This is a genomic window from Tenacibaculum sp. Mcav3-52 (assembly GCF_022347665.1).
Lineage (GTDB): Bacteria > Bacteroidota > Bacteroidia > Flavobacteriales > Flavobacteriaceae > Polaribacter > Polaribacter mesophilus.
Genome location: NZ_JAKRGE010000002.1, coordinates 189018 through 202722 on the forward strand (window position 1 = coordinate 189018; position 13705 = coordinate 202722).

Here is a 13705-nt window from a genome sequence, read left to right on the forward strand (position 1 = left end):
TGAGGCACGAAAAACAACAACACAATAATGAACACAAATTCATTTCAACTTAGGCATATAGGTCCTCGTGTTAAAGATCAGGATCAAATGCTTCAAACAATTGGCATTGAGAGTTTAGACCAATTGATTTATGAAACTATTCCCGACGATATTCGTTTACAAAAAGAGCTTGATTTAGCCCCGGCAATGAGCGAATACGAGTACCTAAATCACATTAACGAATTAGGTGCAAAAAACAAAGTTTTTAAAAGCTATATAGGTTTAGGATATCACGAAGCTATTTTACCTAGTGTTATCCAACGTAATATTTTAGAAAACCCAGGATGGTATACTGCGTATACCCCTTACCAAGCTGAAATAGCACAAGGACGTTTAGAAGCCTTGTTAAATTACCAAACTATGATTTGTGATTTAACAGGAATGGAGTTAGCTAATGCTTCGTTATTAGACGAAAGTACTGCTGCTGCTGAAGCTATGGCTTTATTATTTGATGTTCGTGAAAGAGCACAAAAGAAAGCTAACGTAAACAAGTTCTTTGTTTCAGAAGAAATTTTACCACAAACCCTATCAGTATTACAAACACGTGCTATTCCTATCGGAATTGAATTAGTTGTTGGTAACCACGAAGAATTTGATTTTTCAGAAAAATTCTTTGGAGCTATTGTACAATATCCTGGTAAGCACGGACAAGTATATGATTATACCGATTTCGTTGCTAATTGTAACGAAAATAACATTAAAGTAGCTGTTGCTGCTGATATTTTATCATTAGTAAAGTTAAAAGCTCCTGCTGAATTTGGTGCTGACGTTGTAGTAGGTACTACACAACGTTTTGGTATTCCTTTAGGATATGGAGGACCTCACGCTGGATATTTTGCTACTAAAGAAGCTTACAAGCGTAGTATACCTGGTCGTATTATTGGAGTTACAAAAGATGTTGACGGTGGTCGTGCGTTACGTATGGCATTACAAACACGTGAGCAACACATTAAACGTGAAAAAGCAACTTCAAACATTTGTACTGCACAGGTATTATTAGCAGTTATGGCTGGTATGTACGCTGTATACCACGGAAAAGATGGTTTACAATACATTGCAGATCGCGTACACACAAGTACTACAACCTTAGCAAAAGCGTTAAACGATTTAGGTTTCAAACAAAAAAACAGCGCTTATTTCGATACTATTTTAGTTGAAGTTGAAGCTGACAAGTTACGCCCAGTAGCAGAAGCAAACGGAATCAACTTTAACTATATCGATGCAGAACATGTTTCAATCTCTGTAAACGAAACAGTAGGCTTAAAAGAAATCAACGAAATTGTTGATTGTTTTGAACAAGCATTCAATATCAAAGATATTTTAGTTACTGAATTTGCAACAGCTGATGTAATTCCAGCAGACGTAAAGAGAGCGACTTCTTTCTTAGATAACGACATATTCAACACGTATCAATCAGAAACTGACATGATGCGTTATATTAAAAAATTAGAGCGTAAAGATTTAGCATTAAATCACTCAATGATTTCTTTAGGTTCTTGTACCATGAAGTTAAATGCTGCTTCTGAAATGTTACCGTTGAGTAATCCTCAATGGGGAAATATTCACCCATTTGTACCATTAAATCAAGCAGAAGGGTATCAAATCATGTTAAGTAACCTTGAAAACCAATTAAATGTAATTACTGGTTTTGCAGGTACTTCTTTACAACCTAACTCAGGTGCGCAAGGTGAATTTGCTGGATTAATGACTATTAGAGCCTATCACGAAGCAAATGGAGACACCAACAGAAACATCTGTTTAATTCCAGCATCAGCTCACGGAACGAACCCTGCATCTGCTGTTATGGCGGGTATGAAAGTGGTGGTTACCAAAACTGATGAAAGAGGAAACATCGATGTAGAAGATTTACGTGCTAAAGCTGAAAAACACGCTGATAATTTAGCTGCTTTAATGGTAACCTACCCTTCTACTCACGGAGTATTTGAAAAGGCTATTAAAGAAATTACGCAAATTATTCACGATAATGGTGGACAAGTATATATGGATGGTGCAAACATGAACGCACAGGTAGGATTAACAAATCCTGCAACCATTGGTGCCGATGTTTGTCACTTAAACTTGCACAAAACATTTGCGATTCCTCACGGTGGTGGTGGACCAGGTGTTGGACCAATTTGTGTGGCTCCACAATTAGTTCCTTATTTACCTACTAACCCAGTAGTAGCTACTGGTGGTGATAATGCCATTACGGCTATTTCAGCAGCTCCTTGGGGTTCTGCATTAGTATGTTTAATTTCTTACGGATACATTACTATGTTAGGTGCTGACGGGTTAACAAACTCTACTAAGAATGCTATTTTAAACGCAAACTATATTAAAGAGCGTTTAAACGGACATTATAATACTTTATATACAGGTGAAATGAACCGTGCTGCTCACGAAATGATTTTAGACTGTCGTGAGTTTAAACAAAACGGAATTGAAGTTACTGATATTGCGAAACGTTTAATGGACTACGGATTCCACGCGCCTACGGTATCTTTCCCTGTAGCGGGAACAATTATGGTAGAGCCTACCGAATCGGAAGGTGTGGCTGAATTAGACCGTTTTTGTGATGCGTTAATCTCTATTAGAAAAGAGATTGCTGAAGCGAGTAAGGAAAATCCTAACAATCCGCTTAAAAATGCACCACATACGCAAGAAATGTTAACTGCTGATGAATGGGACTTACCATATTCACGTAAACAAGCAGCATTTCCTTTAGAGTATATTGCAGACAATAAGTTTTGGCCTTCTGTACGTCGTGTAGACGATGCTTTTGGTGACCGTAACTTAATTTGTTCTTGTAATCCTATTGAAGATTATATGGAAGCAGAAGCTTAATAAATATAACACCTATAAAAAAGACCTCGAAATTTCGAGGTCTTTTTTATTTATGCAACTCTTACAATTCTTTCTAATGGAATAATAGTAGATTCTTTTAAAATTACCGAGGCATCAGTAATACCCCAAACGGTTGTTTCTACTCTCTTTAAACCATCCACATCCATAAAAAATATTTTTACCTTTTCTCTTTCTAAATTTCCTAAAGACAAAGCCCTCTGTAAATCTAAAATACGATTTACTATTGCTTTCTTTTTGTTTAACACCTCTTCTTTTGGAAATTTCAAGAACTTGATCTGTTCTTTTGCTACAGTTATAAAACCTGTTTTTGTAGTCATATTATTGGGGAATTTAAGGTTACTACTTTATAAAATTAAGATTTAAGTTATAGAACTAAAATCTCATTGCCAATGTATACATTTCGAACTTAATTTACAAACAATACAACAAAACAATATAAAATTTAACATTTACACAAAATAAGGAATTGATTTTTAACAAACACTCAATAAAACCAATGCTAAACTACAAAACACTCAAAAACAGAAACTTAAATATTATTACTAAAGAAGATTGTTTCGTTTCCCTCACAATAACTATAAATAAAACGTCATTACGAAGGAGGTTACGACTGAAGTAATCTCTCCATCAACTAGCAGATTGCTTCATTCTACTCGCAATGACGAAACATACCGTCATCTCGAACTGAAGCAGCGCGGAATGTGAGAGATCTTAAGAATAGAAGTTACTCTCTTCATGAGATTCCTCACATCCGTTTGGAATGACGTTAAGTTAATTGTAATAATATGTCATTTCGAAGGAGGTACGACTGAAGTAATCTCTCCATCAACTAGCAGATTGCTTCGTTCTACTCGCAATGACGAAACATACCGTCATCTCGAACTGAAGCAACGCGGAATGTGAGAGATCTTAAGAATAGAAGTTACTCTCTTCATGAGATTCCTCACATCCGTTTGGAATGACGTTAAGTTAATTGGAATGACCATACCTAAACGTCATAGCGAGGAGGCTCATTGAGCGAAGTCGAAATGAACGACGTGGCTATCTTTTACTCGGTACACGATATACAGATTGCTTCATTCCATTAGCAATGACGCTTGTACTCTCCCCTATTTTTATATATTTGAAAAAAATTACTAGTAGTCTCAACGCTATTTTAATGACTTATTTATCTATAATTATACTCGTAGGTATTTTTCTTGTATTCAAAAAAAGCACCTCAACACCAAAGTGGAAACAACCTACAACTCCTTTTCCAAACAAATGGAAAGTTATTTTAACTAAAAAAGTCGCTTTTTACAACGCACTCACTCCTGATGAAAAAGAATTGTTTGAATTCAAAGTTTTTGAATTCCTGTTAAATCATGAAGTTATTGGTGTTGATGTTACAGTTACGATTACGGACAAACTTCTGATAGCTTCTAGTGCTGTAATTCCTATTTTTAATTTTCCTGAATGGCGCTATCCTAACATCAAAGAAATCATTTTATATCCTACTATGTTTAACGAGCATTTTGAAACCGAAGGAGACAACCGAAGAATTTTAGGAATGGTAGGTAACGGATATTTAGAAGGAAAAATGGTTTTATCGAAACCTGCTTTACATCTAGGTTTTGAAAATGAAACTGATAAAAAGAATACTGCCATCCATGAGTTTGTACATTTAATTGATAAACTAGATGGTAATATTGACGGAGTACCACATGTATTATTAGAAAAGCAATACAGTATTCCGTGGGTAGACTTAATCAACAAAAAGATTGAAGAAATATATAACGACGCTTCTGATATCAATCCGTATGGTGGGACTAACAAAGCGGAGTTTTTCTCGGTAGCTAGTGAATACTTTTTTGAGCGTCCGAAGTTATTAGCTAGAAAACATCCTGAGCTTTATGCATTGCTAGAGCAAATCTTTAAACAAGATATGGACGACATGAACCTGCATTTAAAACGTCTTGATATTTCCAGAAACGATCCTTGTCCTTGTGATAGTGGAGTGAAGTATAAAAAGTGTTGTGGAGTGAACTAAACCGTCTTCTCTACTCGTCATTACGAAGGAGGTACGACTGAAGTAATCTCTCCATCGACTAACAGATTGCTTCGTTCCACTCGCAATGACGATAACTTAGACGTCATTTCGACAGAGCGATTTTATGAGCGACGAGAAATCTCAACAATGGGAGTTACTCATCTCATGAGATTTAGCTCCGCTGAACCTTACGATTTCTCACATCCGTTCGGAATGACACTTATTAATCGTCATAGCGAGGAATCGTAATGACGTGGCTATCTTTTTTTCAATACACGATATACAGATTGCTTCGTTCCACTCGCAATGACGTTTTTTACAGGTCAATCTCCTTTAACGCTTTGATATTATTACGCTCTAAAAACGCATCAATGGTTTCAAAATGTTCTATAACACGTTGGTCTTTAAACTCAAATACTTTTTGAGATAGTCCTTGTAAGAAATCACGGTCGTGTGATACTAAAATCAACGTTCCGTCGAAGTGTAATAAGGCTTCTTTGATTACCTCTTTTGATTTTAAATCTAAGTGGTTTGTAGGTTCATCTAATATCAATACGTTTACCGGCTCTAACAACAACTTTACCATTGCTAAACGGGTTTTCTCTCCTCCAGAAAGTACTTTTACTTTCTTTTCTAAATCATCTCCCGAGAACATAAAACGTCCTAATATATTTTTGATTTGCGTTCGGATGTCTCCTTCGGCAACCTCATCTACGGTTTGGAAAATTGTTAATTCAGGGTCTAACAATGATGCTTGATTCTGTGCAAAGTATCCTACTTTAGCGTTGTGCCCTAAACCACATTCTCCTTCAAAATCAATTTCTCCCATAATTGCTTTAATCATGGTCGATTTTCCTTCTCCGTTTCTTCCTACAAACGACACCTTTTCTCCACGAGCTATAGAGAAACTTGCATCTTTAAATACGGTTAAGTCTCCGTATTGCTTCGTCAATCCTTCCACTTTTACAGGATAATCTCCCGAACGTGGTGATGGTGGAAAACGCAGTTTTAAAGCTGAAGTATCTACCTCATCTATCTCTACAGGAACTAATTTTTCTAACATTCGTTCACGTGAAGCTACTTGATTCGTTTTTGAATAGGTTCCTTTAAAACGCTCGATAAACGCTTTGGTATCGGCAATAAACTTTTGTTGTTCTTGGTAGGCTTTTAACTGATGTGCACGACGCTCTTTACGTAACTCTAAATAGTGCGAATAATTCGCTTTGTAATCGTGAATGGTTCCCATCGTTACCTCAATGGTTCGGTTGGTAATGTTATCAATAAACGCTTTATCGTGCGAAATTACTACTACCGCCTTGGCTTTGTTTAATAAGAAGTTTTCTAACCAAATTACCGATTCGATATCTACGTGGTTGGTAGGCTCATCTAACAAAATTAAATCGGGTTTTTGCAGTAAGATTTTCGCCAACTCAATACGCATACGCCAACCTCCACTAAACTCTGAGGTTGCTCTTTCAAAATCTTCTTGTTTAAATCCTAATCCTTTTAAAGCTTTTTCTACTTCTGCTTCGTAGTTTATTTCTTCTAACGCGTAGTACTTCTCTCCTAAATCTGATACACGCTCGATGATTTTCATATAATCATCCGATTCGTAATCGGTACGGGTTTCTAATTGTTTGTTGAGGTCGTCCATTTCGGCTTTCATAGCAAAAATAGATGCAAACGCTTTGGATGCTTCTTCTTTTACCGTGCAGTTGTCTTCCATTAACAAATGCTGAGGTAAGTAAGCGATTACGGTATCTTTCGGGCTGCGAACGCCTCCTTTAGTTGGTTTAGAAACTCCTGCTATAATTTTCATCATAGTGGATTTTCCTGCCCCATTTTTACCCATTAAGGCAATTTTATCGTTTTCGTTTATTACAAACGAAACATCGCTAAACAAGGTGTTACCACTAAACTCAACCGTTAATTGATCTACCGTAATCATACAAATAATTTTAAGCGGCGAAATTAGCAAAAATGGTGTATACCTTTGATAAAATTTTGGTATAACCTGAGTTTTATAAATTAACTAAAATCAATAGGGTGTCATGTCGATAGCATGAAGTATGGATGATGAGACATCTCAACAATAAGAGTTACTCACTTTAATGAGCTCCCTCTTTTCAATCGGGATGACGCTTTCTAGTGATCTTTAATGGTAAAAACCAATACTATAATATATACACCTGCTTACTCATACTACAACTAACAAAATTCTACTTTTAAGTATTGATTGATAGCTTTTTCTTAAGCTCTTTTAATGTTTTCTCCGAAAGCTTTTATGAAATCTGTTGGGATTTGAGGCTACGGCTTGCAACGCTGTCAGCTTTTTTACGTGTGTTATTAATTTATCTATTGCCGTAGTATTAGCGACCCGTGCCGTGGTATCTTCGGAGCATACCGTGATATCAGCGACCCATGCCGTGGTGCCTTCGGAGCATGCCGTGATATCAGCGACCCATGCCGCGGTGTCTTCGGAGCACGCCGTGATATCAGCGACCCATGCCGCGGTGTCAACGGAGCATGCCGTGATATCAGCGACCCGTGCCGTAGTGTCTGCGGAGCATGCCGTGGTGTCTTCGGAGCATGCCGTGATATTAGCGACCCGTGCCGCGGTGTCTTCGGAGCACGCCGTGATATCAGCGACCCGTGCCGCGGTGTCTGCGGAGCATGCCGTGATATCAGCGACCCGTGCAAGCTTTTATGATAGCTAAAACAACTTTTATTACGGGATTCCGTAAGAATATGTGCTTGTCTTTTTTTAGGTTCGTAGGAATTGGATTATTAATTAACAAAAAACAGTAATTCGTTAATAACTTTATTTTAGATAAGGTATTGATTTTGATATATTTGATAACATGTGAAAATTGCTCTGCTTTATGATACCCCATGTTTTTACCGGGATAAAACAACTAAAGTTTGGTATATAACGAGTTGTAACACATTTATGCAACGAAAAACGGAACACTAATTAAACATAACGAAATGAAAAAAACTACACTTCTGATTATTGCAATTCTGACTTTGAATTCAATGCAAGTTAAAGCACAAAAAAAAGTTGAAAAGCTAAAAGAATATACAGCTTCCAACGGAGTAACCTACAAAGTTGGAGATGAATTTAAACTTGGACAGGGCTCTGACACAAACGGAAAATTTGTTTATGTAAACATTGGAGGATGGGGAATGTCGACTAATGCAGAATCGAACCGACTTGGAGCTGCCAACTCTGGACTAATTGTTACGCTGAAAAAAATCAAGAAGTATAACTATAAAAGATATAAAGGTGTTTATTTCACAGTTGGTGGTGGAAATATTACGAATTACACTATTGATATTGAAAACGCAATAAAGTCGTGCGAAATTGAAATTTGTAATGACAAAAAAGAAGTTGCTGAATCAAAACCAGATAAGTATGACCAGTTAGCTAAACTGAAAAAATTGCTTGACGATGGAGTTTTGACCCAAGAGGAATATGACGCTGAAAAAAAGAAAATATTGGAACAAAAAGACTGATAAAAACGTGTTACAACACCGTGTATAATTTATTGCTAGTACTCGCCTACTTACGAAAATCCTCACTGTTTTCTATTCGATTTGTATTTGCTAAATTAGTTGTTCAAACACGCAACGAAATCATACACAAACACGTTGTAAAATATTAGATTATGAAAACGAAACTGATCATTTTAATTATATTCTCTTGCCTAAAGATTAATTCACAAGTGAAAGTTGACTCAATAAAAGGAGAAATATCATTATTGAGAACACAAGAGATTGATTTAAATAAAAGAAAATTAAAAAACGCTGCATACAAATGGGTAGTTAACAATTTCAATAACCCAGAGCATGTTACTAAAATAAACAATGATGATAATATATTTATAAAAGGAGAATTTAAAGTAGGAGCTGAATACACATCTAATAATACTACAGTTTTTGTTCCTAGAAAAATAAAATACTCGTTAGATATAAAATTTAAAGAAGGACGCTATAAATTAGAGACAACTGATTTATTTTTAGACGACAACGACCCAAGAATCTCCATCCTATTCTACTTTATGAGTTTTAATGATTACAGAAACTATAGAATTAAATATGCTGACAATTATAATGGCTCCTACAAGAAAAAAATCATAAAAAAATTAAAAGATGAGAAAGATATAATTGAAACCTATAAAGAGCAAATGAAATATGGGAAACAAATAATTCATCAAATAAAAAACTATCTAGAGAAGATTGATATTAGTCTTCTTGAATTTTTAAAAACGGAAGTAGAGAAAGAAAAGTGGTAACATTTTACAACAAAGAACTGAGGTAAAAAACAAATACATTTTATACTTTTTTAAACCAACGTGCTTTTATAATTTACGTCATAAGGCGAATAACTTTTTACTATTATTAAAGCTTGTTTTAGTAGCTTATTACATACCGCTATTAAAGCTAGTTTTTTAACCTAAAAGCTATCTCTATAAAATTTGTCAAACATTCGTAATTTTGCCATATGAAAATAAAACTACTCGCCATAGGCAAAACTGACAATAAACAGTTGCAGCAATTAATTGACGAATACCAAAACCGCTTAAAACATTACGTAAAGTTTGAGTTGGAGATTATTCCAGATATTAAAAACGTTAAAAACCTAAGCGAGGCGCAACAAAAAGAAAAAGAAGGAGAGTTAATTCTGTCTAAACTGCAACCTACAGATCAGTTAGTTTTATTAGACGATAAAGGGAAACAGTATACTTCTGTAGAGTTTTCACAATACTTACAAAAGAAAATGAACTCTGGTATTAAGCAACTGGTACTGGTAATTGGAGGTCCGTATGGTTTTTCTGAGGCTGTATATAAAAAAGCACAAGGAAAGTTATCACTCTCTAAAATGACGTTTTCTCATCAAATGATTCGTTTATTTATTGTCGAACAAATTTATCGTGGGTTTACCATTCTTCGTAACGAGCCTTATCATCACGAATAAGTGTTGTTAAGCTATTTATTCATATCAAATTTTATGTGAGTCAAAACATTATGTTTTTAGTATCCTGAAAAACATGATAAAAAACATGATGAAAAGTTATTTTTTTTTCGCATTTAGCCATACTTTTGCGCCCCGAAAAAAACAAAAACTTAATACCATAAAATTAAAATGAAAACACTAAGATTCCTAGTCTCTTTAACTTTATTCTTAACGTTTACTTGCCAACAAGTAAATGCTCAAGATGACATTAAAACTTTAAAAGCTCAAGTAAAAAACAAGAAAAATCAAATTAGCGCTAATGAAGAAATTTTAGTTAGTGGCGTTGGTGCTTTAAAACGTGTAAAAGGAAATTTAGAGCGTTTTAAAACAAGTAAAAAGGCTACAAAACAAGAGATAGAAAGAAAAGAAAAAATTGTTGCTAATATGCAACAAAGGTTAAGCAAGTTAAATAATCAAATTGATTTACATAAAAAAGACTTAGCGTCTCTTGAAAGAAAGTTAGCTAGAAAACTTAAAAAAGAAGAAGCTAAGAGAGCTGAGGAAAAAGAGGAAGCTAAAACTACTACTGTAAGTACTGGTCTTGTGGTATATGAAGATAATATAAGTGACGAACAGAAAGAAGTTCTTTTACAAAAACAAAAACTTGAAGAGGCCCGTAAGAAGTTAGACGAAGAAAGAAAAGCCAGAGAGCTTGCTTATTTAAAAGAACAAGAGGCTTTACGTTTAGAGGAAGAAAAATTGAAGCAATTAAGTAACCAAATTAAAGCTAAGGAGCAAAACATTAGTAAAGAGAAAAACACGTTAATAAGTGACCTTGAAGATGATATTAGCATTAACGAAGAAATTTTAATTAGTGGTAAGGAAGGTTTAGCTAAAATGAAATCTAAATTAGAAGAGGCTAAGCAAGATGCTTCTACTTCTAAAGAAAGTATTGAAAGAAAACAAGCTATTATCAGTAAGATTGAAAATCGCTTGTTAAAAATTGAAAATGAAATTAATGCTAAAAAGCAAGAGTTAGCAAAAATAAAAGCTTAAAACTTTTTTCTCATAAACAAAAAACTCCAAGAATAACCTTGGAGTTTTTTTATTGTTTTTATGTTGTTGCTTTAGTTTTTCTAAACATTAACCAAAAACCGATTAACACTAGTGGAATACTTAACACCTGACCTGTGTTTAATGTATTGAATACCCAATCTTCTCTTCCTTCTACTTGTGCCTCTTTTAAGAACTCTATTACAAAACGTAACGTCCATAACACAACCATAAACAGTCCAAATAAAAATCCTGTTTGGTTTTTCTTATCTGTTTTCCAATAGAAATGCCATAATGCAAAAAACAAAACTAAATAACTTAGTGCTTCGTATAATTGGGTTGGGTGACGTGGTACCGTCTCTCCTGCTCTTTTAAAGATGACACCAAAGCTGCTTCCTGTTGGTTTTCCATAAATTTCAGAATTAAAAAAGTTTCCAAAACGGATGAAAAATCCTGCCAAGGCTACCATAATTCCTAATCTATCTAAAATAAACAACCATGGTTTTTGTAAGTGTTTCTTTGCGTAAAAGTACATGGCTATTGGAATTGCTATTGCTGCTCCGTGACTTGCAAACCCTGTAAACCCTGTAAATTTCCATCCATCTAACAATCCGAATAAAGCCGAAGCTCCTTCTTGCTTTTTAAATGGTAATATGATTTCTAGTAAATGATTTTGGTAATAATCCCAACTGTAAAAGAATACATCTCCTAAACGCATTCCTATCAACATAGAAACGAATACGTACATAAATAACGGATCTAGTTTTTCAACAGCAATGTTATCGTTGATGTAAATCTTTTTCATTAATCGAAGTCCTAAAATAAACGCTGCTACAAACATTAAACTGTACCAACGAATACCAAAACCTCCTAAATTTATTATTTCTGGGTTCCAATCCCACACTATGGATAAAAAATTCATCTACTTTAATTTAGTTTTTATGTCAATCCAAAACGCTATTGAGTTTATTTGTTTCTAAGGTTACTCAACGGTATAAAATGACTGTTATTTTTCTTTTTTCTCTGGAACAGGATCGTAACCGCTTCCTCCCCAAGGGTGGCAACTGAAAATTCTTTTCAATGCCAACCAACCGCCATAAAACAACCCATGTTTTTGCAACGCTTCAATTGTGTAGCTTGAACACGTTGGTGAATATCTACATGTTGCTGGTGTAAACGGAGATATGGCTGTTTGATAAAATCGAACTAGTAATATAAACGGATATGTTAGTATTTTTTTCAATTAGTTAACTGTAAACGTTGTTCCTTCTCTACCGTCTTTTAATTGAATACCTAATTCCAGTAATCTATCACGAATTTCATCAGACAATGCCCAATCTTTATTCTCACGTGCTTCTTTACGCATGCTAATTAACATTTCAACGACACCACTTAGTTTGTCTGAATTATTTCCTTCTGAAGTTTCATTCATTAATCCTAATACATCAAAAACAAACGCGTTGATTGTATTTTTAAACACGTCTAAGTCATCGGTAGTTAAACTTGCCTTTCCTTCTTTTATTTGATTGATAACTTTTACTGCTTCAAATAAATGTGCTATTAAAATTGGCGTATTAAAATCATCATTCATAGCATCGTAGCAATCTTGTCTCCATTTTTCAACATCAAATGAAGAAGAACTACCTGCTTCTATTTTATCCAAGAAATCTACAGCTTCCATCAACTTTGCATGTCCTTTTTCAGCAGCTTCTAACGCTTCTCCAGAAAAGTCTAAAATGCTTCTATAGTTCGCTTGCATATTGAAAAAACGAACCACACTTGCAGAAAACGGTTTTCCTAAAATGTTATTTTCTCCCGTTAAAATTTCATTTGGTAAAATAAAGTTCCCTGTTGACTTTGCCATTTTTTGACTGTTCAACAATAACATATTGGTGTGCATCCAGTAATTTACTGGTTTAACACCACTGCAGGTTTGCGATTGTGCAATTTCACACTCATGATGCGGGAATTTTAAATCCATTCCTCCACCATGAATATCAAACTGTTCGCCTAAGTACTTTGTACTCATCACTGAACATTCTAAATGCCAACCTGGAAAACCATCACTCCAAGGTGAAGGCCAACGCATGATATGACGATCGTCGGCTTTTTTCCAAAGTGCAAAGTCTTGCGGATTTCTTTTATCAGACTGTCCGTCTAACGCTCTTGTATTGTGAATAGCGTCTTCAAATTTTCTACCAGAAAGGATTCCGTAGTTACCTGTTTCATTATATTTTAACACATCGAAATACACCGAACCGTTTACTTCATAAGCAAAACCTTTTTCCATGATTTCTTTAATCATTTCAATCTGCTCTACAATATGACCTGTTGCTGTAGGCTCTATACTTGGTGGTAAAAAATTATAGTTGTTTAATACATTATGGAAATCAACTGTATAACGTTGCACTACTTCCATCGGTTCAATCTCCTCTAATCGTGCTTTTTTTGCTATTCTGTCTTCTCCTTCATCTGCATCGTTTTCTAAGTGACCAGCATCGGTAATATTACGTACATAACGCACCTTATAACCTAAGTGTAATAAATAACGATACACCACATCAAAAAACATAAAAGTTCGTACGTTTCCTAAATGGGCGTTGCTATATACTGTAGGACCACATACATACATTCCTACGCGTCCTTCTGTTACTGGTTTAAAAAGCTCTTTTGATTTGGTTAAAGAGTTATATATTTTAAGTTGATTTTCTTTGTATAATTCCATAGTAAAAATGACTATTTGCAATCGCTAATATAGGCAC

11 protein-coding genes and 1 pseudogene are annotated in these 13705 nt (G+C 34.8%); 6 read left to right on the forward strand and 6 right to left on the reverse strand.

Annotated features, from left to right (window positions below; genetic code table 11):
* The first annotated feature begins 27 nt into the window (after positions 1–27).
* The gene (gene gcvP, locus MHM83_RS06915; RefSeq protein WP_239178965.1) at positions 28–2883 is read left to right on the forward strand and encodes an aminomethyl-transferring glycine dehydrogenase; all 2856 of its coding nucleotides are present in this window, start codon (positions 28–30) and stop codon (positions 2881–2883) included.
* A gap of 50 nt (positions 2884–2933) precedes the next feature.
* Here gcvP and MHM83_RS06920 read toward each other — a convergent pair whose 3' ends face one another.
* Complete coding sequence (locus MHM83_RS06920; RefSeq protein ID WP_047789357.1) at positions 2934–3221, reverse strand: hypothetical protein; 288 nt, start codon at positions 3219–3221, stop codon at positions 2934–2936.
* 842 nt (positions 3222–4063) lie between these two features.
* Here MHM83_RS06920 and MHM83_RS06925 point away from each other — a divergent pair.
* Positions 4064–4933: a M90 family metallopeptidase gene (locus tag MHM83_RS06925; RefSeq protein ID WP_239178967.1), complete on the forward strand. Its 870-nt coding sequence runs from the start codon at positions 4064–4066 to the stop codon at positions 4931–4933.
* Positions 4934–5249: 316 nt separating this feature from the next.
* Here the strand turns inward: MHM83_RS06925 and MHM83_RS06930 are convergent, their stop codons facing one another.
* On the reverse strand, positions 5250–6881 hold the full coding sequence (locus tag MHM83_RS06930) for an ABC-F family ATP-binding cassette domain-containing protein (protein ID WP_073181369.1): 1632 nt from the start codon (positions 6879–6881) through the stop codon (positions 5250–5252).
* A gap of 1088 nt (positions 6882–7969) precedes the next feature.
* On the opposite strand from MHM83_RS06930, the gene MHM83_RS06935 reads away from it, so the two are divergent.
* Complete coding sequence (locus MHM83_RS06935) at positions 7970–8449, forward strand: SHOCT domain-containing protein (RefSeq protein ID WP_239178969.1); 480 nt, start codon at positions 7970–7972, stop codon at positions 8447–8449.
* A 152-nt stretch (positions 8450–8601) separates the two neighbouring features.
* On the forward strand, positions 8602–9228 hold the full coding sequence (locus MHM83_RS06940) for a DUF4468 domain-containing protein (protein WP_239178971.1): 627 nt from the start codon (positions 8602–8604) through the stop codon (positions 9226–9228).
* A gap of 50 nt (positions 9229–9278) precedes the next feature.
* Here the strand turns inward: MHM83_RS06940 and MHM83_RS06945 are convergent.
* Positions 9279–9386: pseudogene (locus MHM83_RS06945) on the reverse strand (IS110 family transposase); the annotation flags it as partial.
* 51 nt (positions 9387–9437) lie between these two features.
* Here MHM83_RS06945 and rlmH point away from each other — a divergent pair.
* On the forward strand, positions 9438–9911 hold the full coding sequence (gene rlmH, locus MHM83_RS06950) for a 23S rRNA (pseudouridine(1915)-N(3))-methyltransferase RlmH (RefSeq protein WP_159490073.1): 474 nt from the start codon (positions 9438–9440) through the stop codon (positions 9909–9911).
* A 168-nt stretch (positions 9912–10079) separates the two neighbouring features.
* Positions 10080–10946, forward strand: a complete 867-nt coding sequence (locus tag MHM83_RS06955; RefSeq protein ID WP_239178973.1) for a hypothetical protein — start codon at positions 10080–10082, stop codon at positions 10944–10946.
* A 58-nt stretch (positions 10947–11004) separates the two neighbouring features.
* Here MHM83_RS06955 and lgt read toward each other — a convergent pair whose 3' ends face one another.
* From lgt to cysS, 3 genes are all read right to left on the reverse strand, one after another.
* The gene (lgt, locus tag MHM83_RS06960) at positions 11005–11865 is read right to left on the reverse strand and encodes a prolipoprotein diacylglyceryl transferase (protein ID WP_159613009.1); all 861 of its coding nucleotides are present in this window, start codon (positions 11863–11865) and stop codon (positions 11005–11007) included.
* 84 nt (positions 11866–11949) lie between these two features.
* Positions 11950–12186: a membrane protein insertion efficiency factor YidD gene (yidD, locus tag MHM83_RS06965; protein WP_073181389.1), complete on the reverse strand. Its 237-nt coding sequence runs from the start codon at positions 12184–12186 to the stop codon at positions 11950–11952.
* Positions 12187–13668, reverse strand: coding sequence for a cysteine--tRNA ligase (cysS, locus tag MHM83_RS06970; protein ID WP_239178975.1), 1482 nt, complete (start codon positions 13666–13668; stop codon positions 12187–12189).
* Between the last annotated feature and the right edge of the window lie 37 nt (positions 13669–13705).

Excerpts from the sequence above, each read along its gene's own strand:
- gcvP (WP_239178965.1), top strand. The coding sequence starts at position 28 with ATGAACACAAATTCATTTCAACTTAGGCATATAGGTCCTCGTGTTAAA.
- MHM83_RS06920 (WP_047789357.1), bottom strand. The coding sequence starts at position 3,221 with ATGACTACAAAAACAGGTTTTATAACTGTAGCAAAAGAACAGATCAAG.
- MHM83_RS06925 (WP_239178967.1), top strand. The coding sequence starts at position 4,064 with ATGACTTATTTATCTATAATTATACTCGTAGGTATTTTTCTTGTATTC.
- MHM83_RS06930 (WP_073181369.1), bottom strand. The coding sequence starts at position 6,881 with ATGATTACGGTAGATCAATTAACGGTTGAGTTTAGTGGTAACACCTTG.
- MHM83_RS06935 (WP_239178969.1), top strand. The coding sequence starts at position 7,970 with ATGCAAGTTAAAGCACAAAAAAAAGTTGAAAAGCTAAAAGAATATACA.
- MHM83_RS06940 (WP_239178971.1), top strand. The coding sequence starts at position 8,602 with ATGAAAACGAAACTGATCATTTTAATTATATTCTCTTGCCTAAAGATT.
- rlmH (WP_159490073.1), top strand. The coding sequence starts at position 9,438 with ATGAAAATAAAACTACTCGCCATAGGCAAAACTGACAATAAACAGTTG.
- MHM83_RS06955 (WP_239178973.1), top strand. The coding sequence starts at position 10,080 with ATGAAAACACTAAGATTCCTAGTCTCTTTAACTTTATTCTTAACGTTT.
- lgt (WP_159613009.1), bottom strand. The coding sequence starts at position 11,865 with ATGAATTTTTTATCCATAGTGTGGGATTGGAACCCAGAAATAATAAAT.
- cysS (WP_239178975.1), bottom strand. The coding sequence starts at position 13,668 with ATGGAATTATACAAAGAAAATCAACTTAAAATATATAACTCTTTAACC.